This is a genomic window from Phenylobacterium sp., assembly GCF_031360265.1.
In the GTDB taxonomy this organism is placed as follows: domain Bacteria; phylum Pseudomonadota; class Alphaproteobacteria; order Caulobacterales; family Caulobacteraceae; genus Phenylobacterium.
The window spans coordinates 1-23,037 of sequence record NZ_JANMBF010000021.1 but is presented as its reverse complement, the minus strand read 5'-3'; the positions used below and the strand labels follow the sequence as shown (position 1 = coordinate 23,037).

Annotated in this window: 24 protein-coding genes, 2 pseudogenes and 1 riboswitch; of the genes and pseudogenes, 9 read left to right on the top strand and 17 right to left on the bottom strand. The window is 68.7% G+C overall.

Translation table 11 applies throughout. From position 1 onward, the window contains the following. Positions 1-710, bottom strand: a pseudogene (locus RMN86_RS02070) (A/G-specific adenine glycosylase); the annotation flags it as partial. A gap of 80 nt (positions 711-790) precedes the next feature. On the opposite strand from RMN86_RS02070, the gene RMN86_RS02065 reads away from it, so the two are divergent. The 8 genes from RMN86_RS02065 to RMN86_RS02030 all read left to right on the top strand — a co-directional run bounded on the left by RMN86_RS02065 (position 791) and on the right by RMN86_RS02030 (position 8,174). After that, the gene (locus RMN86_RS02065; protein WP_309604164.1) at positions 791-1,300 is read left to right on the top strand and encodes a DciA family protein; all 510 of its coding nucleotides are present in this window, start codon (positions 791-793) and stop codon (positions 1,298-1,300) included. Between the two features lie 64 nt (positions 1,301-1,364). Beyond that, the gene (locus RMN86_RS02060) at positions 1,365-2,024 is read left to right on the top strand and encodes a DsbA family protein (protein ID WP_309604163.1); all 660 of its coding nucleotides are present in this window, start codon (positions 1,365-1,367) and stop codon (positions 2,022-2,024) included. 7 nt (positions 2,025-2,031) lie between these two features. Further along, positions 2,032-5,475, top strand: a complete 3,444-nt coding sequence (gene smc, locus RMN86_RS02055; protein ID WP_309604162.1) for a chromosome segregation protein SMC — start codon at positions 2,032-2,034, stop codon at positions 5,473-5,475. A 285-nt stretch (positions 5,476-5,760) separates the two neighbouring features. Next, positions 5,761-6,000, top strand: a complete 240-nt coding sequence (locus RMN86_RS02050) for an AtpZ/AtpI family protein (RefSeq protein WP_309604165.1) — start codon at positions 5,761-5,763, stop codon at positions 5,998-6,000. 7 nt (positions 6,001-6,007) lie between these two features. Further along, positions 6,008-6,835, top strand: a complete 828-nt coding sequence (locus RMN86_RS02045) for a F0F1 ATP synthase subunit A (protein ID WP_309604161.1) — start codon at positions 6,008-6,010, stop codon at positions 6,833-6,835. Positions 6,836-6,866: 31 nt separating this feature from the next. After that, the gene (locus tag RMN86_RS02040) at positions 6,867-7,127 is read left to right on the top strand and encodes a F0F1 ATP synthase subunit C (RefSeq protein ID WP_309604160.1); all 261 of its coding nucleotides are present in this window, start codon (positions 6,867-6,869) and stop codon (positions 7,125-7,127) included. A gap of 23 nt (positions 7,128-7,150) precedes the next feature. Beyond that, positions 7,151-7,678, top strand: coding sequence for a hypothetical protein (locus tag RMN86_RS02035; protein ID WP_309604159.1), 528 nt, complete (start codon positions 7,151-7,153; stop codon positions 7,676-7,678). Between the two features lie 4 nt (positions 7,679-7,682). Continuing rightward, the gene (locus tag RMN86_RS02030) at positions 7,683-8,174 is read left to right on the top strand and encodes an ATP F0F1 synthase subunit B (RefSeq protein ID WP_309604158.1); all 492 of its coding nucleotides are present in this window, start codon (positions 7,683-7,685) and stop codon (positions 8,172-8,174) included. A 17-nt stretch (positions 8,175-8,191) separates the two neighbouring features. On the opposite strand, the gene RMN86_RS02025 is transcribed toward RMN86_RS02030, so the two are convergent. The 16 genes from RMN86_RS02025 to RMN86_RS01950 all read right to left on the bottom strand — a co-directional run bounded on the left by RMN86_RS02025 (position 8,192) and on the right by RMN86_RS01950 (position 22,701). Next, the gene (locus RMN86_RS02025) at positions 8,192-8,605 is read right to left on the bottom strand and encodes a hypothetical protein (protein ID WP_309604157.1); all 414 of its coding nucleotides are present in this window, start codon (positions 8,603-8,605) and stop codon (positions 8,192-8,194) included. Between the two features lie 128 nt (positions 8,606-8,733). After that, entirely contained in the window at positions 8,734-10,314 is a 1,581-nt protein-coding gene (gcvPB, locus tag RMN86_RS02020; RefSeq protein WP_309604156.1) for an aminomethyl-transferring glycine dehydrogenase subunit GcvPB, read from the bottom strand. Then, positions 10,311-11,666, bottom strand: a complete 1,356-nt coding sequence (gcvPA, locus tag RMN86_RS02015) for an aminomethyl-transferring glycine dehydrogenase subunit GcvPA (RefSeq protein WP_309604155.1) — start codon at positions 11,664-11,666, stop codon at positions 10,311-10,313. The genes gcvPB and gcvPA overlap by 4 nt, the downstream gene beginning before the upstream one ends. A 162-nt stretch (positions 11,667-11,828) precedes the next feature. After that, positions 11,829-12,194 (bottom strand): glycine cleavage system protein GcvH, encoded by a 366-nt coding sequence (gene gcvH / locus RMN86_RS02010; RefSeq protein WP_309604154.1) that lies wholly within the window; start codon positions 12,192-12,194, stop codon positions 11,829-11,831. An 80-nt stretch (positions 12,195-12,274) separates the two neighbouring features. After that, positions 12,275-13,399 carry a glycine cleavage system aminomethyltransferase GcvT gene (gene gcvT, locus RMN86_RS02005; protein WP_309604153.1) on the bottom strand — a complete coding sequence of 375 codons (1,125 nt, stop codon included), beginning with the start codon at positions 13,397-13,399 and terminating at the stop codon, positions 12,275-12,277. A gap of 176 nt (positions 13,400-13,575) precedes the next feature. Then, positions 13,576-13,668, bottom strand: a riboswitch (glycine riboswitch). 150 nt (positions 13,669-13,818) lie between these two features. Beyond that, on the bottom strand, positions 13,819-14,190 hold the full coding sequence (locus RMN86_RS02000) for a GFA family protein (RefSeq protein ID WP_309604152.1): 372 nt from the start codon (positions 14,188-14,190) through the stop codon (positions 13,819-13,821). Further along, positions 14,190-14,351 (bottom strand): hypothetical protein, encoded by a 162-nt coding sequence (locus RMN86_RS01995; protein WP_309604151.1) that lies wholly within the window; start codon positions 14,349-14,351, stop codon positions 14,190-14,192. Before RMN86_RS01995 ends, RMN86_RS02000 begins: the two co-directional genes overlap by 1 nt. Positions 14,352-14,694: 343 nt before the next feature. Continuing rightward, a complete protein-coding gene (locus RMN86_RS01990; protein WP_309604150.1) occupies positions 14,695-15,366 on the bottom strand; it encodes a glutathione S-transferase family protein in 672 nt (223 codons plus the stop codon). A 26-nt stretch (positions 15,367-15,392) separates the two neighbouring features. Continuing rightward, the gene (locus RMN86_RS01985) at positions 15,393-16,229 is read right to left on the bottom strand and encodes a hypothetical protein (RefSeq protein ID WP_309604149.1); all 837 of its coding nucleotides are present in this window, start codon (positions 16,227-16,229) and stop codon (positions 15,393-15,395) included. Positions 16,230-16,255: 26 nt separating this feature from the next. Continuing rightward, complete coding sequence (locus RMN86_RS01980; protein ID WP_309604148.1) at positions 16,256-16,465, bottom strand: DUF1059 domain-containing protein; 210 nt, start codon at positions 16,463-16,465, stop codon at positions 16,256-16,258. A gap of 32 nt (positions 16,466-16,497) precedes the next feature. Continuing rightward, positions 16,498-17,244: a DUF899 family protein gene (locus tag RMN86_RS01975; RefSeq protein ID WP_309604147.1), complete on the bottom strand. Its 747-nt coding sequence runs from the start codon at positions 17,242-17,244 to the stop codon at positions 16,498-16,500. Between the two features lie 179 nt (positions 17,245-17,423). After that, the gene (locus tag RMN86_RS01970; protein ID WP_309604146.1) at positions 17,424-18,098 is read right to left on the bottom strand and encodes a hypothetical protein; all 675 of its coding nucleotides are present in this window, start codon (positions 18,096-18,098) and stop codon (positions 17,424-17,426) included. 11 nt (positions 18,099-18,109) lie between these two features. Then, positions 18,110-19,291, bottom strand: coding sequence for a hypothetical protein (locus tag RMN86_RS01965; RefSeq protein WP_309604145.1), 1,182 nt, complete (start codon positions 19,289-19,291; stop codon positions 18,110-18,112). Between the two features lie 270 nt (positions 19,292-19,561). Further along, positions 19,562-20,095, bottom strand: a complete 534-nt coding sequence (locus RMN86_RS01960) for a PEP-CTERM sorting domain-containing protein (protein WP_309604144.1) — start codon at positions 20,093-20,095, stop codon at positions 19,562-19,564. A gap of 135 nt (positions 20,096-20,230) precedes the next feature. Further along, positions 20,231-22,003, bottom strand: coding sequence for an arginine--tRNA ligase (gene argS, locus RMN86_RS01955; protein ID WP_309604143.1), 1,773 nt, complete (start codon positions 22,001-22,003; stop codon positions 20,231-20,233). After that, positions 22,000-22,701: a Tat pathway signal sequence domain protein gene (locus RMN86_RS01950; RefSeq protein WP_309604142.1), complete on the bottom strand. Its 702-nt coding sequence runs from the start codon at positions 22,699-22,701 to the stop codon at positions 22,000-22,002. The genes argS and RMN86_RS01950 overlap by 4 nt, the downstream gene beginning before the upstream one ends. 120 nt (positions 22,702-22,821) lie before the next feature. Here RMN86_RS01950 and ispH point away from each other — a divergent pair. Further along, positions 22,822-23,037, top strand: a pseudogene (gene ispH / locus RMN86_RS01945) (4-hydroxy-3-methylbut-2-enyl diphosphate reductase); the annotation flags it as partial.

Below are 23,037 nucleotides of genomic sequence, written 5' to 3'. Positions count from 1 at the left end.
CCATAGCGATGCGGCCGCTCGGCCTTCCTGGGACGCCGCGGGTAGGTCGCCGGCTCACCGGTCGCCAGCGCTGCGCAATGGGCGGCCACCGGACAGCGCTAGCAGAGCGGCTGCTTGGGCCGGCAGAGGGTGGCACCCAGGTCCATCAGGGCCTGCGCCCAGTCGCCGGGCCGGTTGTCGCGCACCAGGGCGGCCGCCAGCCGCTTCAGCTCCGGTTTGGCGTCCGGCAGCGGCTGCTCGACCGCGAACAGCCGCGCCATCACCCGCTCGACATTGCCGTCGACCACATTGGTGGCCTCGTCGAAGGCGATCGCGGCCACCGCCGCGGCGGTGTACGGCCCAAGGCCGGGCAGGGCGCGCAGGCCCGCTTCGGTGTCCGGGAAGACGCCGCCGTGCTCGTTCGCCACCGCGCGGGCGCAGGCCAGCAGGTTCCTGGCGCGTGCGTAGTAGCCGAGCCCCGCCCAGGCGGCCATCACCTCGCCGTCGGCCTCGCCGGCCAGGTCGCTGACGGTGGGCCAGCGGGCGGTGAACTTCAGGAAATAGGGCGTGGCGTGCGGCAGGGGGGTCGGCTGCAGCCTCACCACCGACCGCCAACGGGGGTGGGGGTCGGGCCGGCCGCCGCCCGCCCACGGCCGCACACGCCAGGGCAGGTCGCGGGCGTTGGCGTCATACCAGGCCAGCAATTGGGCGCGCAGCGCATCGACGTTCACGCTCCCTCCTTATCGTCGTCGCGCGAAGACGGTAAGGTGTCGGAATGGCCCGCCGGCAACTCCCCACAGCGCAGGAGGCGATGCGCATTCTCAGCGAGAAGCGGACGCGCCCGCAACGCCGTCCGCCGCCGCCGCTCGGCCGCGCGCTGAACAGGACGCTGCGCGAGCTGGACGCGAAGTTCGGCCAGGGGTCTGGGGCGCTGATCGCGCGCTGGCGCGAGGTGGTCGGCGTCGAGATCGCTAAGCGCACGGAGCCGGTGAAACTCACCAAGGGTCGCAATGGTGGTCCCTCGTCGCTGGAGATCCGGGTCGCCGGCCCCTCGGCGGCGATCATCCAGCACCAGGCCCACGAGATCCTGGCGCGCGTGAACCTCTTCCTAGGCGCCGAGGCTGTGCAGAAGCTGCGGATCGTCCAGGGGCCTCTGCAAAGGCCGTCTGCGCCCCCGCAGACCCGGACCCGCCGCCCGCCCCTCGACGCCGCGCAGGAGGCCGACCTTGCCCATGACCTCGGCGCCGCTCCGGAGGGGCCGCTGAAGGCCGCCTTGCTGGCGCTTGGCCGCGGTGTCCTGCGGCCGCGCCGGGTTGATTGACGAAAGCCAGCCGCGCGGCGGGAATCGGGCTCTAATCATCGGTCTCCAGGAGGACCACCGTTCCATGCCGACCCGTCGTTTCCTTGTCGCAGCGGCTCTCGTCGCGAGCCTGGGCGCGGCCGACGCGGCCCAAGGCGCGCCGGCGGCGACCCCGGCTGACATGACGCTGGGAAACCCCAACGCTCCGATCGAGGTGATCGAGTACGCCTCGCTTTCCTGTCCGCACTGCGCTCATTTCAACGAGACGGTGTTCGTGCCCTTCAGGGCCAAATGGGTCGACACCGGCAAGGTCCGCTTCACCCTCAAGGAGATGCTGACGGCCTCGCCCACCGTGGCGATGGCCGGCTTCCTGATCGCCCGCTGCGCCGGCGCTGACCGGTATTTCAAGGTCGTCGACGACGTCTACCGCAGCCAGCCGCGCTGGGAGGAGGGGCAGATCAAGGCCATCCTGAAGCAGATCGCCGCCGACAACGGGGTGGACGAGCCGCACTTCGACGCCTGCCTGCGGGACACCGCGGCGATCGACGCGGTCAATGAGCGGGCGCGCCGCGCCTCTGAGCAGGACGGCGTCGAGTCCACGCCGACCCTGTTCATCAACGGGGTGAGCCTGGACCCTCTGCCGCTGACGCCAGCCGACATGGACGCCGCCATCGCCGCGGTGAGCAAGCGGATGGCGAAGAAGCCGGCGAGCCGGAAATCCGCGGCTGTGAAGGGAGCGCGCTAGAGCTCCGATGCACTTCCAGCGGCTGCGCCTTTCGGGCTTCAAGTCCTTCGTCGATGCGACCGAATTCCGCATCGAGCCCGGCGTCACCGGCGTCGTGGGCCCGAACGGCTGCGGCAAGTCGAACCTTCTGGAGGCCCTGCGCTGGGTCATGGGCGCCAACTCCGCCAAGGCCATGCGGGCGGGCGGCATGGACGACGTGATCTTTGCCGGGGCCGCGGGCCGCGCCTCGCGCAACCACGCCGAGGTGTCGTTGACCATCGACAACGCCGAGCGTCGGGCCCCCGCGGCGTTCAACGACCACCCGGTGCTGGAGGTTGTGCGCCGCATCGACCGCGGCGCCGGCTCGACCTTTCGCATCAACGGCCGCGAGGTCCGCGCCCGCGACGTGCAGCTGCTGTTCGCCGACGCTTCGACCGGCTCCAATTCGCCCGCGCTGGTGCGCCAGGGCCAGATCTCCGAGCTGATCGCCGCCAAGCCGCAGAACCGCCGGATGATCCTGGAGGAGGCGGCCGGCGTCTCCGGCCTGCATGCGCGCCGCCACGAAGCGGAGCTGCGCCTGCGCGCGGCGGAGGCCAATCTCGCCCGGCTTGAGGATGTCGCCCGCGAACTGGAGGCGACGCTGGGCCGGCTGAAGCGCGAGGCCCGCCAGGCTGAGCGCTACAAGAAACTTTCCGCCGAGATCCGGGCGCTGCAGGGCGCGGTGCTCTATGCCCGCTGGGCCGAGGCCAGCCGCGCTGCTGAAACCCTGGGCGCTGAGGCGGCCGCCGCCGTCCGCGCTGTTGAGGAGACCGCCGGCCTCGCCGCGGCGGCCACCACCCGCGCCGCCCGGGGGGACGCAGCGATCAAGCCGCTCCGTGAGGCTGAGACCATCTCGGCGGCGATCCTGCACAAGCTGGCGATCGACAAGGACCGGCTCGACCGCGAGCATGAGGCCCACGCCGCCGAACTGGAGCGGCTGACCGTCGACATCGCCCGCATCGATGCCGACCGCGCGCGCGAGGAGCACATCGTCGCTGACGCCGAGGCGGCCCTGACGCGGCTGACCGACGACCTGGCGGCGCTGGAAGCCGCCATCGCCGCGGCGCCGGAACGCATCCCGGAACTCGCGGCCGCGGCGCAAGCCGCCGAAACGGCGCGCGCCTCGGCCGACGCCGAGGTCGAAAGCCTGGCGGGGCAGCTCGCTGCGGAGGCGGCGCAGCGCCGCGCGGCCGATCTGCGCGTGGAGGAGGCCCAGGCGCGCCTGGCGCGCACGCGCCGCGCCCTGGATCAGGCCCGCAGCGAACGCGAAGCACTGGGTGTCATCGCCAGTCCGCTGACCGCCCAGGCCAAGGCCGACCTGGAGATCGCTGAAGCCGGCCTGGTCGCGGTCCGCGCTGCGCTGGAGTCCGCCGAGGAAGACCGCGCCGCCGCGCAAACCGCCGAGGCGACCGCCCGCGAAACCTGCCGCAGGCTCGACGATCAACTGGGCCGCCTCACCGCCGAGGCCCGGGCGCTCGCGGGCCTGGTGGCCCAGGCGAGGCGAGGCGGGTTCACGCCGGTGCTTGATGTGGTCTCACCCCATCGCGGCTATGAACGGGCGTTGGCCGCCGCCCTTGGCGACGACCTGGACGCCGCACTGGACCGAACGGCGCCGGCGTTCTGGGGCGGCCGCGACGCCGAGGCTCCGCCGTGGCCCGCCGGAGCAACGCCGCTCGCCGGTCTCGTCGAGGCGCCCGACGCGCTCGCCGCCCGCATCGCCTTCACCGCCGTGGTCGACCGGGCTGACGGCGATCGGCTGCAGGCGGGGCTCGCGCCGGGCTGCCGGCTGGTTTCCAAGGAGGGCGATCTCTGGCGCTGGGACGGGTTCACCGCGCGGGCCGACGCGCCCAAGGCCGCCGCCGTCCGCCTGGAACAGAAGACCCGTTTGGCGCAAGTCGAGGCGGAGATCGAGGCTCTGGACCCCAAGGTCGAGGTCGCCCGCCGCGCGCTTGGCCTGGCCGCCGGACGTCTGGCTGGCCTCGAGGAAACCCTGCGCGCCACCCGTCGCGAACTTCCGGTGGCGGAGCAGGCCACGCTGATTGCGCGCACCGCGCTCGACCGCTTCGACCGCGAGGCCGCCCGCAAGGAAGCCCATGCCGCCTCCCTCGATGACGTCATCGGGCGTTTCCAGGCCGAGCACGCCGAGCACGCGCAGGCGCTGGCGTCTGTCGAGGCCACGCGGGCCGCCGACGCCGGTGACAGCGATCTGGCCGAGCGCCTGGCCATCGCCCGCGCCGCCGCCGGTCCCGCCCGCGAAGCCGCCGCCGGCGCGCGCGCGGCGCTGGAGCTGGAGACGCGCGAAAAGGGGGGCCGCGCGCGCCGCCTGGAACTGCTCACCGGCGATCGCCAGGACTGGACAGGCCGCGCCCATGCCGCCGCCAAGCGGCTGGCCGCGCTGGCCGCGGCGCGGGCCAGATCCGCCGCCGAGCTAGCCCGCGCCGGGGCCGCCCCGCAGACGCTAGAAGCCCGCCGCGCGGCCCTGCTGGATGCGTTCTCCGTCGCCGAGGCTCGCCGGGCCGGATCGTCCGACGCGCTCGCCACCGCCGAGGCCGAGCGGGCCGAAGCCGACCGCGCGCTCCGCGCCGCTGACGCCGCCGCCGCCGAAGCCCGCGAAGTTCGCGCCAGCCTGGCTGCTCACGCGGAGGCCGCCGCCGCCCGCCTGGACGAGGTCGGCGGCCAGATTCGCGAGACCGCGCGGATGGAGCCGGAAGCTCTGGCCCGGAACCTCGCCGACGAAGCCGTGGCGATCCCCACCGATGCCGGCGGCGTCGAGGCCCACCTCTACAATCTCGAACGCCAGCGCGACGGCATCGGACCGGTCAACCTGCGCGCCGAAGACGAGGCGCTGGACTACGCCGCGCGACTGGAAACCATGCTGGCCGAGCGCGCCGACCTGACCGGCGCGATCGCGCGCCTGCGCGAGGGGATCAACGAACTGAATGGCGAAGGTCGCGAGCGGCTCATCGCCGCCTTCGACGTGATCCATGGCCACTTCCAGACGCTGTTCCAGGCCCTTTTCCAGGGCGGCCAGGCCGAGCTGAAGCTGGTTGAATCAGAGGACCCGCTGGAGGCGGGACTGGAGATCTACGCCTGCCCGCCCGGCAAGCGGATGGCCACCATGAGCCTGATGAGCGGCGGGGAGCAGGCGCTGACCGCCACGGCCCTGATCTTCGCGGTTTTCCTGGCCCAGCCCGCGCCGATCTGCGTGCTCGACGAGGTGGACGCCCCCCTGGATGACGCCAACGTCGACCGTTTCTGCAACCTGCTGGACGAGATGCGCCGCCGGACCGACACCCGCTTCATCGCCATCACCCACAATCCGGTGACCATGGCGCGCATGGACCGGCTGTTCGGGGTCACAATGGCCGAGCGCGGCGTCTCCCAACTGGTGTCTGTTGATCTGCGCCAGGCCGAGGCCCTGGCCGCCCAGTGACGGGCCGCTTGAGCCAAGGTGACGGGCCTTGTGCTCAGATCTCACAAATACTCAGCAAAAACAATACATTGAATGGCGTCTGGCCAGCCTTGACGCGCCCTGACGCGCTCTATAGGTTCCGCGCGACCTAAAGCCCCGGTCGTGGCGGCGACGCCGCGGTCAATAGGCTGACGAATGCCACACCCTGATGATCCGCCAGATAAGGCCCTCGCGAGCCTCGATCAGCGTTTGGGAGCGGCGGAGGCGGCCCAGGCCCGCAAGGTGAGTCCCGAGACTCACGTGGCCATGTCGCAGGGGTACCGCTTCGTCGGGGAAGTGGTTGGTGGGGTGCTTGGGGGGGTCGGCCTTGGCTGGCTCTTGGATCGCCTCGCCCATACCCAGCCTTGGGGCGTGGTCGGCGGTCTGCTGATCGGCACCGGACTGTCCATCTTCACCGCGGTCAGATCCGCGGCGAAGGCGAGTAGAGATCAACTGGATGCGCTCGGGCCCCTGCCCAGCGCGCCCGACGACGAAGACGAGGACTAAGGCCCCTATGGCGCAACAACCCGCCATCGACCCGATGCACCAATTCCTGATCCACAAGCTGGTGTCGGGGCCGGTGTTCCATGTCGGCGGCCTGACCGTGGACATGTCGATCACCAATTCAGTGGCCAGCATGATCGCCGGCGCCGTGATCCTGATCGCCTTCTTCGCCCTGACCGCGCGCCGGGAGATCGTGCCGAACCGCGGCCAGGCGCTGGCCGAAAGCCTCTACAACATCATCGATCGCGTTCTGGTCGGCCCGATCATTGGCCACGAGGGCAAGCCCTACGTTCCCTACATCCTGTCGCTGTTCCTGGTCATCCTGGTGCTGAACCTGATGAGCGTGGTGCTGGCGATCGGCAACGTCGGCGGCCTCGACCTGACCTTCGCGGTGACGTCGCAGCTGGCGGTGACCGCGACGCTGGCGGTGCTGACTTTCTTCAGCGTCTTCCTGCTCGGCTTCATCAAGCACGGTCCGAAGTTCCTGACCCTGTTCGCGCCGTCCGGCATGCCCTGGCCCATGCTGTTTTTCATGGTGCCGATCGAGATGATCTCCTACTTCGTGCGGCCGGTGACCCTGGCCATGCGTCTGTTCGGCAATATGCTGGGCGGCCACGTGGTGATGAGCCTGTTCGGCTCATTCGTGGTGGCGCTGGGCATCGTCGCGCTCTCCGGCGGGATCGCCACCCTGGCATTCATTCCCAGCGTGCTCTCGTTCACGATGATCGTGGCCCTGACCGGCCTGGAACTGGTGGTCGCGGTATTGCAGGCCTTCGTCTTCGCGGCATTGGCCACCGTCTATCTCAACGAGGTCGTGAACTTCGGTCACGGCCACTAACCCAACCTGAATTCGACAAGAGGACTACCCTATGGACCCCCACGCCGCCGTCGCTTCCGTCGTCGACTTCCATTCCTCCGCCAAGCTGATCGGCGCGGGCCTTGCCGCCATGGGCATGATCGGCGCCGGGGTTGGCCTCGGCATCCTGTTCGGCAGCTATCTGCAGGCCGCCATCCGCAACCCCGCGGGCGCCTCCAGCCAGCAGACCATGCTGTTCCTCGGCATGGCGCTCACCGAAACCATGGGCCTATTCGCCTTCGTGGTCTCGCTGCTCATCCTGTTCGGCTCCTAACCCTCCTGGGAGACTGATCGCCAATGGCGACCGAGACCCAAGACGGCACGGCGTCGGCCGAGGCCCACGCCGCCGGCCTGCCGCAGTTCGACCTCCAGTATTGGCCAGGCCAGATCGCCTGGTTCCTGCTCATGTTCCTGGTGGTGCTGACCTTCGTCCGCCTGTTCGCCGCCCCGCGAGTCGGCGGCACGATCGAGGTGCGCGAGGAGAAGATCAGCGGCGACATCGCCGACGCGCGCCGGCTTCGGGACGAGGCCGAGGCCCAGGCCACCGCCGCGGCTGCGGAGACGGCGCAAGCGCGCGCCGCCGCTCAGCGTGTCGCCGCCGACGCCCGCGCCAAGGCCCAGGCCGAGGTCACCGCCAAGCTCGCCGAGGAAGAAGCCAAGCTCGCCGTCAAGGGCGCCGAAGCCGAAGCCAGGATCGCCAAGGCGCGCGATGCCGCGATGGCCAATGTCGCCGCCATCGCCGCCGACGCCGCGGGGGCGATCGTCGGCAAGCTGACCGGTCGCGTCGCCAGCCCGGCGGAGCTCGCCGCGGCCAGAGGATCCTGAACCGATGGAACTGATCACCGACGCCCACTTCTGGGTCGGCGCCGCCTTTGTCGTGTTCCTGGCCGTCCTGGTCCTGGCTGGCGTGCACAAGTTCGCCTGGAAGGCCCTGGGCGATGCCGGCGACAAGGTCCGCGCCCAGCTGGACGAGGCCAATCGCCTGCGCGAGGAAGCCCAGGCGTTGCTGGCCCGGATCCAGGCCGATCGCGAACAGTCGGAAAAGCTGGCGGCCGAGATCATGGCCAACGCTCGGGACCAGGCCACGCGCATGCAGGCCGAGGCCCAGGTCAGGCTCGCCGAGCAGCTCGAGCGCCGGGGTCAACTGGCCGAGCGCCGCATCGCCACCGCCGAAGCTCAGGCCGCGGCGGAGGTGAAGGCCGCCGCGGGCGACCTCGCGGCCAATCTCGCCGAACAGGTGCTTTCCGCCCGCATCGCCGGCGCCAAGAGCGATCCGCTGATCGACGCCGCCATCGGTCAGCTGGCCGGCAAGCTGCAGTAGCTTCCGACGCCGGGGCCCTAAGCGGTTCGCGCCCGTAAGCGGCGGCCGAGATAGCGCCGGCACCGGGCGGCGAACCGTGCGCGCTTCGGCAGCACCAGCCGCTCTACGCGCAGGTACTGCTGCCACATGACCGGGATGATCTCCGGATCGCGGCGCATCAGTCGGCGGATCGGAAAGACCATCTTCGGATGCGCCCGCTGCGCCTTCACGAAGTGCCGCTTGGCCTTGAAGGAATTGCGCAGCACGATCATCAGCCCGATGACCAGCAGCGGCAGGCCGAGGTGTCCGGGCAGGGCCACCAACGGCAGGGCCACGAGCATAAGGGCAACGCCCAGCCCAAGCAGCAGCCATCGACCGACGCGGCTGGCGAGGTCGCGGGCAAACTCGTCGGAGGCGCGCTGCACGCGCAAAGAGGGCATGGCAAAAGTCACTGGGAGCTAAACCTGGGGGCACGCGGAAGGTTCAAGGGGAGGTCGAAACCACCGCCGTGCCGATCTGATATGCGAACGACCTTAGGAGTCGTAAAGGCGCCAGCCCGTTAAATTTTGCTCACGTCAAGCTATTCAGCAGCCAATGGCGCCGGCGCCACAGTTGTGGGCTCGGGGCGCCACGCCAGCTTGGGCTTCCTCGCGGCCAGGGTTTCGTCCAGCCGGCGCAGGGGCGCCAGATAGGGCGCACCCGTGAACCGCGCCGTGTCGCCGGCCTTGGCGGCCCGCGCGAGCGCCAGCAGGGCGTCGCAGAACCGGTCCAGTTCCCGGCGGGATTCGGTCTCGGTGGGTTCGATCAGCATCGCCCCATGCACAACCAGCGGGAAATACATGGTCATCGGGTGGAAGCCCTCGTCGATCATCGCCTTGGCGAAGTCGAGGGTGGTGATCCCGGCGCCTTCGAGCCAGCTGTCGTCGAACAGGGCCTCGTGCATGCAAGGGCCGTCCGGAAAGGCCGGCGTCATCTCGGCCGACAGCCTGGCCTTGATGTAGTTGGCGTTGAGTACGGCGTCCTCGGCCACCTGGCGCAGGCCGTCGGCGCCATGGCTGCGCATGTAGGCGTAGGCGCGGACGAACATGCCCATCTGGCCCTGGAAGGCGCACATGCGGCCAAAGGCGGCGGCGGCCTCGTCGCGGGCTTCCTCGATCAGGGTCAGGCCGGCGGGGCCGTGGACGATCCAGGGGGCGGGGGCGTAGGGTGCGAGGGCCTCCGACAGAACCACCGGGCCGGCCCCGGGTCCGCCGCCGCCGTGCGGGGTGGAGAAGGTCTTGTGCAGGTTGATGTGCATGGCGTCGACGCCCAGGTCGCCGGGGCGGACGCGGCCGACGATGGCGTTGAAGTTGGCGCCGTCGCAGTAGAAATACCCTCCCGCCGCGTGCGTCAGGCGCGCGATCTCGATCACGTCGCGTTCGAACAGGCCGCAGGTGTTGGGGTTGGTTACCATGATCGCGGCGACGTCGGTGCCGAGCTTGGCGGCTAGGTCGGCCAGGTCGACCCGGCCGTCGGCGGTCTGGGCGATTTCCTCCACCGAATAGCCGACGAAGGCGGCGGTGGCGGGGTTGGTGCCGTGGGCGGAGGTGGGGACCAGCACCCGGCGGCGCGCGGCGTCGCCGCGGGCCTCGTGGGCGGCGCGGATGGTCAAGAGGCCGCAGAGCTCGCCGTGGGCGCCGGCCTTGGGCGTCATGGCCACGGCCGGCATGCCGGTCAGCGTCTTCAGCCAGTGGGCCAGGCGATCGATCAGCTCCAGCGCGCCTTGCGCCGTCGCCACCGGCTGCAGGGGGTGCAGGTCAGAAAAGCCGGCCAGCCGGGCCAGCTTCTCGTTGAGGCGCGGGTTGTGCTTCATGGTGCATGAGCCCAGCGGGTAGAGCGCCAGGTCGATGGCGTGGTTCATCTGCGACAGCCGCACATAGTGGCGCACGGTCTCGGGCTCCGACAGGCCGGGCAGGCCGATGGAGGCGGTGCGCAGCAGCCCTGCGAGGTCGGAGGCGTCATGCTCGGCGGCCGGCAGGTCGACGCCGGTCTTGTCCCAGCCGCCGAGTTCGAACAGCAAGGGTTCGTCCTGCAGCAGGCCGCGCCCGCCGGTCAGGGAGGCGTGGCCTTCAGAGGTCGCCGGGTGCGGCTGTGTAGGGCGGCCGACGCTGTTAGGGGTCATTGGCTAAGCCTCCGCTTCAGCGCCGCGGAGAGGGCGGCGATGTCTTTCGAGGTGGTGGTCTCGGTGGCGGCGAGCAGCAGTACGTCGTCCATCCCGGCGCCTGGCGCGAGGCGCGAATAGGGTACCCCGCCTAGGATGCCGTCGGCCAGCAGGTCGTCCACCAGGGCCGCGGCGTCGCCGGCGGCCAGGTTGGCGGGCACGCGGACGGCGATCTCGTTGAAGAACCGCGGCGTGAGCACTTCGACCACCCCGTCCAGCGCCGCCTTCAGCTCGCGCGTCCGGCTGTGGTTCAGCGCCGCGAGCTGGCGCAGGCCCACCTCGCCCAGCAGTGACATGTGGATGGTGAAGGCCAACGCGCAGAGGCCGGAGTTGGTGCAGATGTTGCTCGTCGCCTTCTCGCGACGGATGTGCTGCTCGCGGGTCGACAGCGTCAGCACATAGCCGCGCCGCCCGGTGGCATCGACCGTCTCGCCGCACAGGCGCCCCGGCATCTGGCGCACCAGGGATTCGCGGCAAGTGAACAGGCCGACGTAGGGGCCGCCATAGTTCAGCGCGTTGCCGATGGACTGGCCCTCGGCCACGGCGATGTCGGCGCCCATCTCGCCCGGCGATTTTAGGAGGCCGAACGACACCGCCTCGGTGGTGACGACGATCAGCAGGGCGCCGGCGGCGTGCGCAGCCTCGGCGATCGCGGTCACGTCGGTGACCACGCCGAAGACGTTGGGGGTCTGGACGACGACGCAGGCGGTCTGGGCGTCGATGGCGGCGATCACGGCGGCCTCGGCGTCGATGGCGGCGGCCTGGCGCACGATGGTCATGCCCTCGGCGTGGGCGATGGTCTGCGTCACCGCGGCATAGTGCGGGTGCAGGCCGCCGGAGAGGATCGCCTTCTCGCGCCGCGTCACCCGCTGGCTCATCATCACGGCTTCGGCGCAGGCGGTGGAGCCGTCGTACATCGAGGCGTTGGCCACATCGAGGCCGGTGAGCGCGGCGACCTGGGTCTGGAATTCGAACAGCACCTGCAAGGTCCCCTGGGCGATCTCCGGCTGGTAGGGGGTGTAGCTGGTGAGGAATTCCGAGCGCTGGATCAGGTGGTCGACGCTGGCCGGCACATGGTGGCGATAGGCGCCGGCCCCGCAGAAGAACGGCCCGTCACCTGCCGCGCGGTTGCGCGACGCCAACTCGGCCAGTTCGCGCTCAACCTCAAGCTCGCCGGCGTGCGGCGGCAGGTCGAACAGCGCGGCCTTGCGGGCCAGTGGCGGCACATCGACGAACAGGGCGTCGATGTCGGCCGCGCCGATGACGCCCAGCATCTGGGCGCGGTCGTCGGGGGTGAGGGGCAGGTAACGCATGGAAAATCCTTATTTAAGGCTCGTCATGGCCCCGGCTCGTCCGGGCCCCCATGATCTCCGTCGTTGGAAGCCGAGCGCGGCGCCGCCGCGTTCCATCCTTCGTAACGGGTGACCATGGGTTCCCCGGACAAGCCGGGGGATGACGATCAAACTGGGAGGGAGCTACAACGTCCGCAGGTAGGCTTCGTAATCCGCGCGATCCATCAGGGCTTCGACCTCGGCGGGGTCGGCGATCCTGATCCTGGCGAACCATCCGGCGGCTTCGGGGGCGGCGTTGACCGTCTCCGGCGCATCGCCAAGCGCTCCGTTGGCCTCGACCACTTGGCCGGAGACCGGGGCGTAGACGTCCGACGCCGCCTTGACGCTCTCCACCACCGCGAAGCCGTCGCCGGCCTTCAGGGTCTTGCCGACATCGGGCGTCTCGACGAACACCACGTCACCCAGCTGTTCGGCGGCATAGGCGGTGATCCCGACGGTGGCGACATCGCCGTCGAGCTCGACCCATTCGTGATCCTTGGTGAAGCGCATGGGGTCTCCTCGTTATCTACGGCTCGTCATCCCCCGGCTTGTCCGGGGGATGACGAGCAAGAAAGGGGTGAGAGAGAGGCTCATTCATAGATCTTCCGGACATACCGATGCGGGACGAACGGGGCCTTCACGACCTCGCAGGCCTGGGCCTTGCCGCGGACGATGACCTTCAGCGCCGTGCCGACAGTGGCCTGGGCGGGGGGGACGAAGCCCAGCGCGATGCCAGCCTTCAGGCAGGGCGAATAACCGCCGGAGGTGACGATGCCCACGCGTTGCCCCGCCTCATCATGAATCTCGGCGCCTTCGCGGGCCGGCGCGCCGTCCAGCACCTTCAGCGCCACCCGCACGCGGGCCGGGCCGTCCGTCAGTTCACGGATGATCCGCGCGGCGCCGGGGAAGTCGCGCTGCTGGCGGCGGTTCCTGTTGATGGCGAAGCTGAGGTCCCCCTCGACCGGCGAGGTGGTCGCGTCGAGGTCGTGGCCGTAGAGCGGCAGGCCGGCCTCGAGCCTGAGCGAATCCCGCGCGCCCAGGCCGATGGGCCGCACGCGCGGGTCAGCCAACAGCGCGTTCCAGATGTGGACGGCGGAGTCGGCGGGACAGGAAATCTCATAGCCGTCCTCGCCCGTATAGCCCGAGCGCGAGACGATCAGGTCCGTGCCGAAGCCGGCCATCGCGCGGATGTCCATGAACACCATCGACGCCGCGGCCGGCGCATGGGCCTGGAACACGGCGGCGGCCTCGGGACCCTGCAGCGCCAGCAGGGCGCGATCCTCCAGGCGGGTGATCACCACCTGTCCGGCCAGCTCGTCATCGATGACCGCGAAGTCGTTGTCCTTGCAGGCCCCGTTGACCACCACGAACAGGCCGCTTTCGTCTGGACGGCCGGCCATCAGGTCGTCGATGATCCCGCCCGTGCGGTTGAGCAGGACGGAATATTTCTGGCGCCCGGGCGCAAGGTTGATGAAGTCGCCGGGAACCACGTCTTCGAAGGCCGACAGCGGCGAGACGCCGGTCAGCCGCGCCTGGCCCATGTGCGAGACGTCGAACAGGCCGGCATGTTCCCTTGTCCACAGGTGCTCTTTCAGCACGCCGTCAGAATACTGCACCGGCATGTCGTAGCCCGCGAAGGCGACCATCCGCGCGCCGGCGGCGATGTGCGCGGCGTGCAGCGGGGTGATCTTCAGCGGCAGGTCGGTGGGGGACACGGGCGGCGGCTCCGGCTGACGATGGCGCGATCAGCCGCGGGCGAACCCTCGGCATCCCGCGCCCCCGCTGTCCTTGGGCCTGAGAGATTTCGGACGGCGCGAGCGGTGCGCGATCCCCTGCTCCTTCGGCGCCCGACGTCGCTCTACGAGCTACGAAGGGACTTTCCAGCGTGCATCAGCTCGTCGCGGTCCGTTTGCCTGAGCGTTTCCGGGGCGGTTGCGCCTTCGGCTCCGGGTTCAAGTGACCCGATCTCTCCCGCGAGAGTCGGGGCGAGGGATGCGGGATTGGGGGGCGGGAGTCAACGCGGGAGTTGCGTTCGAACCGCGCCACCGGGCTACCGTAACGCCGTCGCCATGCCGGCCCGTCGATCCGTTGGGTCAATCTGACGTCAAGCGCACCCGCAGCGGTCGTTGACCCCTCACCAGAGGTTCTTCCCGTCGATCACCGTCACCGGCCAGTCCGCAGCCTCGAAATTGTCCAGCAGCCGCGCGTTCACCGCGATGCGCCGTGTCTTGCCGTCCCAGCTACCGTCCTGTTCGAACGCAGGGCTGTCGGCATAGAGGTCGCAGCCGCACGCGCTGCAGAAATGATTGGCGACCTTTTTCGAATTCCAGCGGTAGACGGCGTCGCTGTCAGCTTGCGTCACCCTGAGCTGGACGGGGGTGTAATAGGCATAGAGATGCCCGCGCTTCGAACAGAACGAGCAGGTGCAGCGCGTCAGCTTTTCGGGCAGTTCGCCGTCGATCTCGAAGGCGTTGCGACCGCAATGGCAGTGTCCGTTCAGGGTCATCACAATCTCCTTGCCGCACCCGGTGCGCCATCGATGCGCCTTGCAACCCGGTCGCAGAGCGGCAGCCACCTGCCATCGCGCAACCACTCCCAGGTAATTGTCTGGGTATTGCCGTCCGCATCGAACACGGTGCGGGCGCGCTCGGTTTCATCTTCCAGCATCCAGGTCCGGTCATCGACCACGAGACCATAGCGCCGATAGAATCCGTGGTTCTCAAAGTCCGGGCGAAATAGGCTTCACTGGCAGTTTCGACGCCCAAGATGCTGAGGGTGTCGAAGGCCTTCCCCGCTATTCGCGCGCGCTCGTCCTGAATCAGAAAGAAGTCGCCGATATGCCAGCGCGCGGTGTGGGTGCTTGCCCAGGGGACGCCATTGGCTTTTGGGTCGGCGCCCGACTGATCGGTTCCACCAAACGACATGCCTTCAGCGCGCCACTCGCCGAGAAATACGCTGAGTGCGTCATGCACGGGCCCACGAACCGGGATCGCTTCCTCGGCAGCCGTCGTCATTGTCTGGTTACCTTGTCGGACCCCGGATTCGCATCCGTGAACACGGCAGCCTGTGCTGCAAATGCCCGTTGATACGCGGGCCGAGCCTCCCCGCGGGCGACGTAGTCGGCGAGGTTTTGGTATTCTTCCACGATGCCCGTCCCGTCGAGCCGGCGCAGCACCAGGACCATCAGCACGTCGCCTGCGCTGAAACTGCCATCCAGCCAGTCGGCATCGCCGAGGCGGTTGGAGAGGCAGCCGAGCCGGTCGCGGACACGCCCTTCGACCATCGCCTGATGCTCATGATACCAGCTCTTGTCCTCCTCGAAGAACCGGGTTTGTTCGAGTTCGACGATCGGTGGCTCGATCGTGTTGAGAGCGGCAAACATCCATGTCACCGCGCGAGCTCGCGCCTCGGCATCCTTCGGCAGGAGGCCCGCATGCTGCTCGGCGATATGATGGATGATCCCGCCGGATTCGAACAAGGCAAGATCGCCTTCTTCGTAGGTTGGAATGCTGCCGAACGGGTTCAGCGCGCGATGCGCGGGTTCCTTCAATGCTTTGAAAGAAAGCAACCGAACGTCGTACGGCTGGCCCACTTCTTCGAGCGCCCAGCGCACGCGCATATCGCGCGCTAGGCCCTGGCCCTTGTCGGGCGAAGCTGCGAAGGCGGTGATGACCGGTTTCATTGCAATTTCTCCAGCTGGATCGGGGGTCACGCACGCGTAAAAACCTGCGAAAGGTCATCGCCCCAGGCGCCGCCGTTTTCGGAGAGGCGCCCAACGCTGTTCAACGATCCATTTTCCCCAGGCGTGAACACTATGGTCTGGGACATGTCAGGAGCGTCGCGTCGCAAGGTCAGGCTTTGATCCCCCAACATCGCCTCGTAAACGCGCGAGACACGGCGCTCATCGAAGTAGATCATGGTGAGCGTGCCGACGTCGTCGCTGCCGATCAACGCGACCCCGCTGGGGAAATCGGGAGCATCAATTTCCGAATGCATCAGCAGAAACGCGCCGCCCTGGTCCCACGCGAAGCTCGTTCGTCCGATCAGCCTCTTGCCGGGCACCATGGGGTGCCGCCCCTCGGTATTCCATTCCCCGATCAGGAACGCCAATGGCAGCAACAACGGGTTGGCTATGTGGGCTTCGGGTCCGATTGGTGTCGTCGCCCTCACTTGCGGCGTACCTGTAGTATGAAGTCTGGCAATGGCAGGCTGATCGATAATCCAAAGCCACGAGCCGTCCGTTTGCAGCCTCGCAATCTCTGCGATCGTCGTGCCGTCGGCCAGAGTCGAGGATGTCAGCGCTATGGCGTCATTGAAAAGTGGCGGCGCTTCGCGCCCAGGTGCAAACTGAGCGTTTGATTTCAGCAATGAGCAATAGAAGGCTCGTATCGCGGCTTGACCGACAAGGACCTTGCCATCGTCGGCCACAAGAATCGCGTCAGGGTCATACAGCGCCACTATGCCATCGATGTCGCCGGCAGTGATGCGTGACACCACAAATTTCGCGAGGTCAGACGGATGACGCGCTGGCTCATGCACGGTCATTTCCTTCAGTCGAAATAGTCATCGACTTAATCTTCAACCGCCGCGTCCCATTTGGGTTTCATTTCCTTGGCCCACTTCTTGGGATCTTCGTTGTGCAATTTCTCCATTTCCTTGGCGACGTCGGGATGCTTCTCCATGACGTGCTTGGTCATGACCTGCACGATCTGATCCCAAGTCTCCGCCGATAATTGCTGATCGCATTTACCGCCGAGTTCTTTGCATGTCATTGTTTTCATGAGCCGGGTCCTTCGGTTAGATCGCCTCAATTTCAGCTTTGATATTTGAGTTTTGGATACCAGTCGGTCCCGCGCCCATCCGGGGTCAGATCGAGGATGGTCCAGAGCGGCGTCGGATCGGGCGCGCCGTGCGCGTCTTCGCCCGGATCGGCGGACTCGCCGGACTCGCCGGCCCAGAAGTGGCGCACCTTGCCGCCCTGCTCCTTCCAGACATCGAGTGAAGGCCATTCACTGCCGTCGGGGGCGAGGCCCCGATAGTCCCTGGGAAATTCATCGCCGACGCACTGATAGAATTTCAGATTTCGCCAGCCCCGCTCGCGCGCGAAGGCAAGCTGCCGTGCGACCGGCGAGCGACCGATGACCGCCAAGGCGACGCGCTGTTCCAGATCGACAGCCGGAATGTCCAGCGAGCCGAGCAACGAGGTGCACATCGGGCAAGGTCTTTCGCGCTCCGGCCCGTACATCCAGAAATAGGTGATCAGCGTGTCGTGCCGCCCGAACATATCGCCCAGACGGACCGTCGCGCCTTGTTCGTCGAGAAAGTCATAGGCCAGTGCTTCACCGCCCATCGGCAATGCCCGTCTCTGCTTCGCAACCCGCTCGATATGGCGACGCAGTTCGATCTCCTCGGTCAGCAGCGCTGTGCGTGCGGCGCGGTATGCCGGGCTGTCATTGGGATAGGGCTTCGCCGATTGTCCGGCGAGTTCGGCGGCTGGTCTTAGGGCGCGATCATCCGGCGTTCCGGTCTTGTCGATGGCGACGGGTGAGGCTTGCGGCATGATCGGTTCCTCGAAACGGGGAACGACAGGTTGGACGGCTCGGGCTCAGCTTGCCTGCTTTGGGAGCATCAATTCAGAACCAACAGTGTCGCCGGGCATATCGTTCAGCTGACCAACTGACGGTGCGGTCGTTCGTTCCGTCGCCCCCACTCTTCGAGCCAGGGGAGAGCCGAGACCGCTCAGCGCCGCTGTTGGTCGCCGGGCGGCTGGTCGACGGGGCCTTTGGGGCACATCGGGTTGTCGCGGCCCTGGCCCTGATTTGGGGCCTTTTCGCCGGCGCGGCAGTATTCGGCGTAGGCGGGGCGGACGTCGAGGCGGGCGTGGGCGCCGGTGGCCGGCGCGGTCACCTCGACAGTGTCCAGAGCCCGCGCGGCGGCCAGTGGGATGACGATCTGTCGTTTGGTCACGCGGACCAGAGCGCCCCGGTGCGGCGTGTTCCAGTCGTCGAGGGCGCGCACGACCGAGTCCGGCACCGCCACCTCCGAGATCCGCGCGCCGCCGGCGAACCCGATGGCGGTCACCGGGGCGTAGTCGCCCTGGCCGGTGGGCTTGCGCTGGGTCTTGCGCACGCGGGCGGGCACGGCCTGGTCGAGGGTGACGCTCGGCCCGTCGATCGTGACGCTGAGCACCAGGCCATCGACGGTGCGGTCGGCGACGAAGCGGTTGATCGGGTCGTCGGCGTCCTTGACCGGCGTCTTCGGCAGGTCGCGGATCTTGGGCTGGGCCGGAGCTGTGGGGCCTGCTGTGGACGCCGGGTTGGCGGGCGGCGTGCAGGCCCCCAGCGCGAGCAGGAGGGCGCCTGACAGGAGAGCGCCTGGCAGGACGGTGAGCGGCAGGCTGGAGGTTCTGCGCATGGCGTCTCTCCCTAGTAGCACGCGCCGCCGGTGCATTTGCTGATGCGCCGGCTCAGCGCCACGCCGCTGGCCGTGCGCCAGTCGCTGGCCAGGTCGCGGTCGCGCATGGTGGTGACCCCGCCGTCATCGACGTGCCAGAAGCCGGTCGTGCCGATCTGGGCGCACTGGCTGGCGGTGAGCCCAAGGCCGGGCGCGGCGGACTGGCAGGCGGCCTTGCTGGCCCAGGTGTTGGGCGGGTCGGAGACGTTGCCGTTGCCGCCACCCTGATATTCGTCGCCCAGGCCATGCAAGAAGTGGCCGCTTTCGTGGGTGAAAACCCAGGCCGCGTCGGTGAGCGTCGACTGGCTGGTGCCCAGGCCGCCCAGCGCGATGTCGGAGCAGTCGCGGAAGGCGGCCTGGTGGACGATCGCCTTGCCGTCGACGGCGCCGGAGACCGTGGAGGCGGCGCCGCCGAGGCTGCGGACGCAGCTGTCCTCTCCGTTGCCGCCGGCCGGCCCCGCCCAGAGGTTGAACTCGTTTTTCCAGAACCGGTAGAAGTTGGAGAACTGGTGGGTGTCGTTGAAGAAGCTGCCGAGCGCGATCACCTGCAGGCCATCGGTGAAGCCCTGGTAGTTGGTCCCCCAGTCGGCGTCGGGGAAGAAGCCGACATCGATCTTGTCGGGCGCCGCCTGACCGAGCGGCAGGTCCGTGTGCCACCAGACGGGGCGCGCGGTCTCCCAGGGGACGGTGATGTCGAAGAATACCACGTGGATGGTGGCCTGGGTCAGCGGCGCGCCGGCGGCGTAGGTGATCGGTGTGGTCTTGGCGGTTGAGCCGCGGCTGTTGCGGGCGGTGGCGGTGTAGGTGACCAGGCTGCGGTCGCCGAGCTGCAGCGGGAACCGGCACACCGCGGGACCCCTCTCGTGGGAGAAGATGCACTCGCGCCCGAACTGGAAGGCAGCGGTGCGGCAGGGGATGAGGCTGGGCGTGAAACCGCCGTTGTTGCAGGCGGTGAGCGTGCCGACGGTGACCGCGATGCTGACGGAATCTATGCCGTCCTTGGAGTCCACGCCGGTGGCGGTGATGGTCGAGACGTGGGGGCTGGCCCGGTAGAGCGGATCGTGCAGCGCGGTGACGCCGGGATTGTTGCAGGCGCAGAGCCCGAGGCTGGCCAGGACCGTCAGTTGGCTGAGAAGCCGTCGTAGTGCGCCCATCGTTCGCCCTCCCGAGAGACCGACGTTATGCTACTTTACCGAAAGTGAAATGGCAAATTCCCGTTACCGGACTGGCGCGCGTTCCCGGCGGATCGACCCGTCCGGTCGCGCCGGGGCGCCGGACTGAAAGATAGGGGCAGGCAGAAGATAGCTACCGGAATCACACATCTCGCTGAAGCGCGGCAGGTTCAGCCTGAGGTCACCTCGCACCGAAGACCGGTGAGCCAATGCATGCCGTCAAGTCCTTACCCCCACCCCAACCCCTCCCCTTCACCACCCCCTCTGGGGGTGGTGGGCGAAGCTCGGGGGGCCGGCTTGCACAGCGACCCGGCGGCGGCGCAGGCGGGCGCCGAGGAGCCCAAGGCCACCGATCACCAGGGTCCATGCAGCCGGTTCCGGCACGCCGCCGCCCGCCGCCGGGAAAACGGCGAGCCCGACGGCGGCGCCCGTGGCGCGGTCGGTGAGGGCGTAGTCGCCGGCCAGCAGATGCGGCGCTGCCTCGGGGCCCAGGTAGGTCTGCGGCCCGGTGACGTCGAAGAGGCCGACCACCGCCAGTCCGCCGAGACCCGAACCGTTGCGGAAGACAATGGTCCTGATCCCTGTCGCGCCGTCGAAGGTCCCGCTGACGCCGGCCAGGGTCAAACTGACCCCGGCGCCAAAGCTCGACGGCGTCGGGAATTCGGGAACCTCGAACTCCGCCGAATGCGCGCCGCCGAGGGAAAAGTGCAGGAAGGCCGCCGCCTCCGCGGGCCAGGCCGCCACCGCCAGGGCCATCGCCGCCAGCACCGAACTCAATCTGATCATGACCCTCTCCACCGCCGAGAGCCCCATCCAGGGGCGACGGTGTCCACACTACCCTGAGATGTACAGACACAGGGCCGTGATCCGCGCGGAATGCCCGGAAGATAAGGGCTTTGTCGGGCGGTTGGTTCGGTCGACCTACATCCGGTCGGGGACGGCGATGCCCAGGAGGTCGAGGGTCTGTTCCAGCTGGGCCAGCGTGGTCGCCGCCAGCGCCAGGCGTGAGGCGCGTGTGGCCGGGGCGGCCTGCAGGATCGTGCACGCGGCGTAGAATTTTGAGAACGCCTGAGCCAGGCGATAGGCGTGCTCGGCCAGGGCGTTGGGCGCCTGGCGGTCGTAGGCTTCGGTGAGCGCGGTGTCGAAGGCGTCCAGGGTCAGCACCAGCTCACGCTCGGCCGGCTCGGCGACGGCGATCGGCCCAGGCTCATGGCCCTCCGCCCTGGCCCGGCGCAGGACGGATTTCACCCGGACGGCTTGGTAGAGCAGATAGGGGCCGGTCTTGCCCTCGAAGCTGGTGAAGCGGTCGAGGTCGAAGACGTAGGAGGTGCCGCGAAAGTTCTGCAGGTCGGCGAACTTCAGCGCCGCGACCGCGACCATGTGCGCGATGTCGCCAAATTCGTCTGAGCTGAAGCCCTCGCCGAGTCCTGCCTCGGCAAGCCGTTCCAAGGCCTTCATGTGCGTCATCCGAATCATGTCGCCGAGCTTCAGGACGCCGCCCTCGCGGGTCTTGAACGGCTTGCCGTCGGTCCCGTTCATGGTGCCAAAGCCGATATGCTCAAGCTGTCCGGGGGTCGCGTAGCCGGCCAGGTAGGCGGCGCGGAAAACGATCTCGAAATGATCGGCCTGACGCTGATCGACGCAGTAGATCACCAGGTCCGGATCGAAGCTGCGCCGGCGGTCGAGAATGGTCGCCAGGTCGGTCGTGCCGTACATCGCCGAGCCTTCGGAGGAGACCACCAGCAGGGGCGGCAGCGGCTTCTTGTCGTCCTCGCGCGCCACCCGGATGATGCGGGCGCCTTGGTCGTCCACCAGCAAGCCCCTGGCGTCGAGTTCGGCGACCATGGGCGCGATCAGGTCCTCGACGTCGCTCTCGCCCTTCCACAGGTCGAAGTCGATGCCGAGCGCGTGGAAGTCACGTTCCAGGGCCACGCGGGTGACGTCGCGAAAGCGGGTCCACAGGGCTTGGTAGCCAGCTGCCTTGGCCTGCAGGCCGGCGGTGATCTTGCGGGCGCGGTCGCGGTAGGCGGGGTCATCCTTGCCGCGCGCGGCGGCAGGGGGATAGAGCCGGTCCAGGTCGGCCAGGGTCACTGTCTCGAACGCCGTGGCGTCGGCGGGCCGGCCGGTATTGAGCTGCTCGATCGCCGCGGCGACGGCGGGGGTCTCGTCGATCACGGCGCCGATCAGCAGGCCCATCTGGTAGCCCCAGTCGCCGAAATGGGCGTCGCCCAGCACGGTGTCGCCGCGGAACCGGTAGGTCCGCTTGATGGATTCCCCGATGATCGAGGCGCGCAGGTGCCCCACATGCATGGGCTTGGCGACGTTGGGGCCGCCGTAGTCGACCAGCACCCGGCGCGGCCGGGCGACCTGCTCGGCGCCCGACCGGGGATCGCCCGTGATGGCTTGGACCCGGGTCGACAGCGCCAGGTCGGTAAGCTTGAGGTTGATGAAGCCAGGGCCGGCGACTTCGACGGCGGCCAGGCGCGGGTCGGCAGCCAGCCGCGCGGCCACCGCGGTGGCCAGCTCGCGCGGGTTCCTGCCCACGCGCTTGGCGGCGGCCAGGGCGCCGTTGGACTGGAAATCGGCGAGGTCGGGGCGATCGGAGGCGGTGACACGGCCCAGTTCGGGCGGCAAGCCTTCCTGTGCGAAGGCGGCCTCAACCGCTTCGCTCAGGTCTCTTCTGAGGTCGCTCATCGGTGCGGCGAGGTGTCCCCGGCGGCCAGCGCCGAGCCGGCGTTGACCCGGAAGCGTTTGCCCTGGCGGTTGAACTCGGCCATCCGCGGCGTGACGTCGAAGCCTATGAGCACTTCGAAATTGGCGCCCGAGGTGGTGGCCGATCCGCGCGGGATGACAATGTTGGAGATGTGGTCGGTGACAAACACCCGATCCTTGCCGGCCGGGAAGGTCACCGGCAGGTCGAAGGTCTGGCGGGTGATCACCTCGCGGTTGCGGTCGGTGACCGCCACCCAATAGTGGAACGTCTTGGCGCCGCCCCCGGCCTGCGGCCCCTTGCCGAGCTCGAACAGCACGTCCACCACCATCCGGATCGGCTCGTCGTCCTTGTATTGGCAGCCGGCCGAGACGCCCTGGATCTCGCCGGAGAAGCCCACACTGGCCGAGGCCTCGCGGTCGTCCTTGAACTCGACGTAGCGGCTGGCGTCATAGAGGGTCTTCACGAACGGACAGGGGCCGGCGTTCTTCAGCTGTTGCAGCGGCGCCTGGGCGTCACCCCAGTCCTTGTCGCGCCGCTTCTTCTTGGCGTCGTCCTGCGCCTGGCGCTTGTCGTCGTCGGCCTGGCGTCCGCCGCCGGCGCCGCCGGGGTACTGGGCGTTCGCGGCGATGGGGGCCGCCGTCATCACGGTGGCGACGGCGAGCAGAAGAAGGCGGCGCATGGCGGGCGTCCGTGAACGAGAGGCGCGTCAGCATCGCGCGGGTGGCGTCCTGATACAGCCTCGGGACTGTGGCGGCAACGCGGCTGGCGGCTGGGCGCGAGACGCCTTACCTAGGGAGCGATGCTGCATGTTCCCGCCGCCCGCCCGCCGCTGACCGTCCTGCTCGCCACGCCCAGAGGCTTCTGCGCGGGGGTCGATCGGGCGATCCAGATCGTCGAGCGGGCCATCGAGAAATATGGCGCCCCGGTCTATGTGCGCCACGAGATCGTCCACAACCGCCACGTTGTCGAGCGGCTGAAGGCGCTGGGCGCGGTGTTCGTCGAGGACCTGGACGAA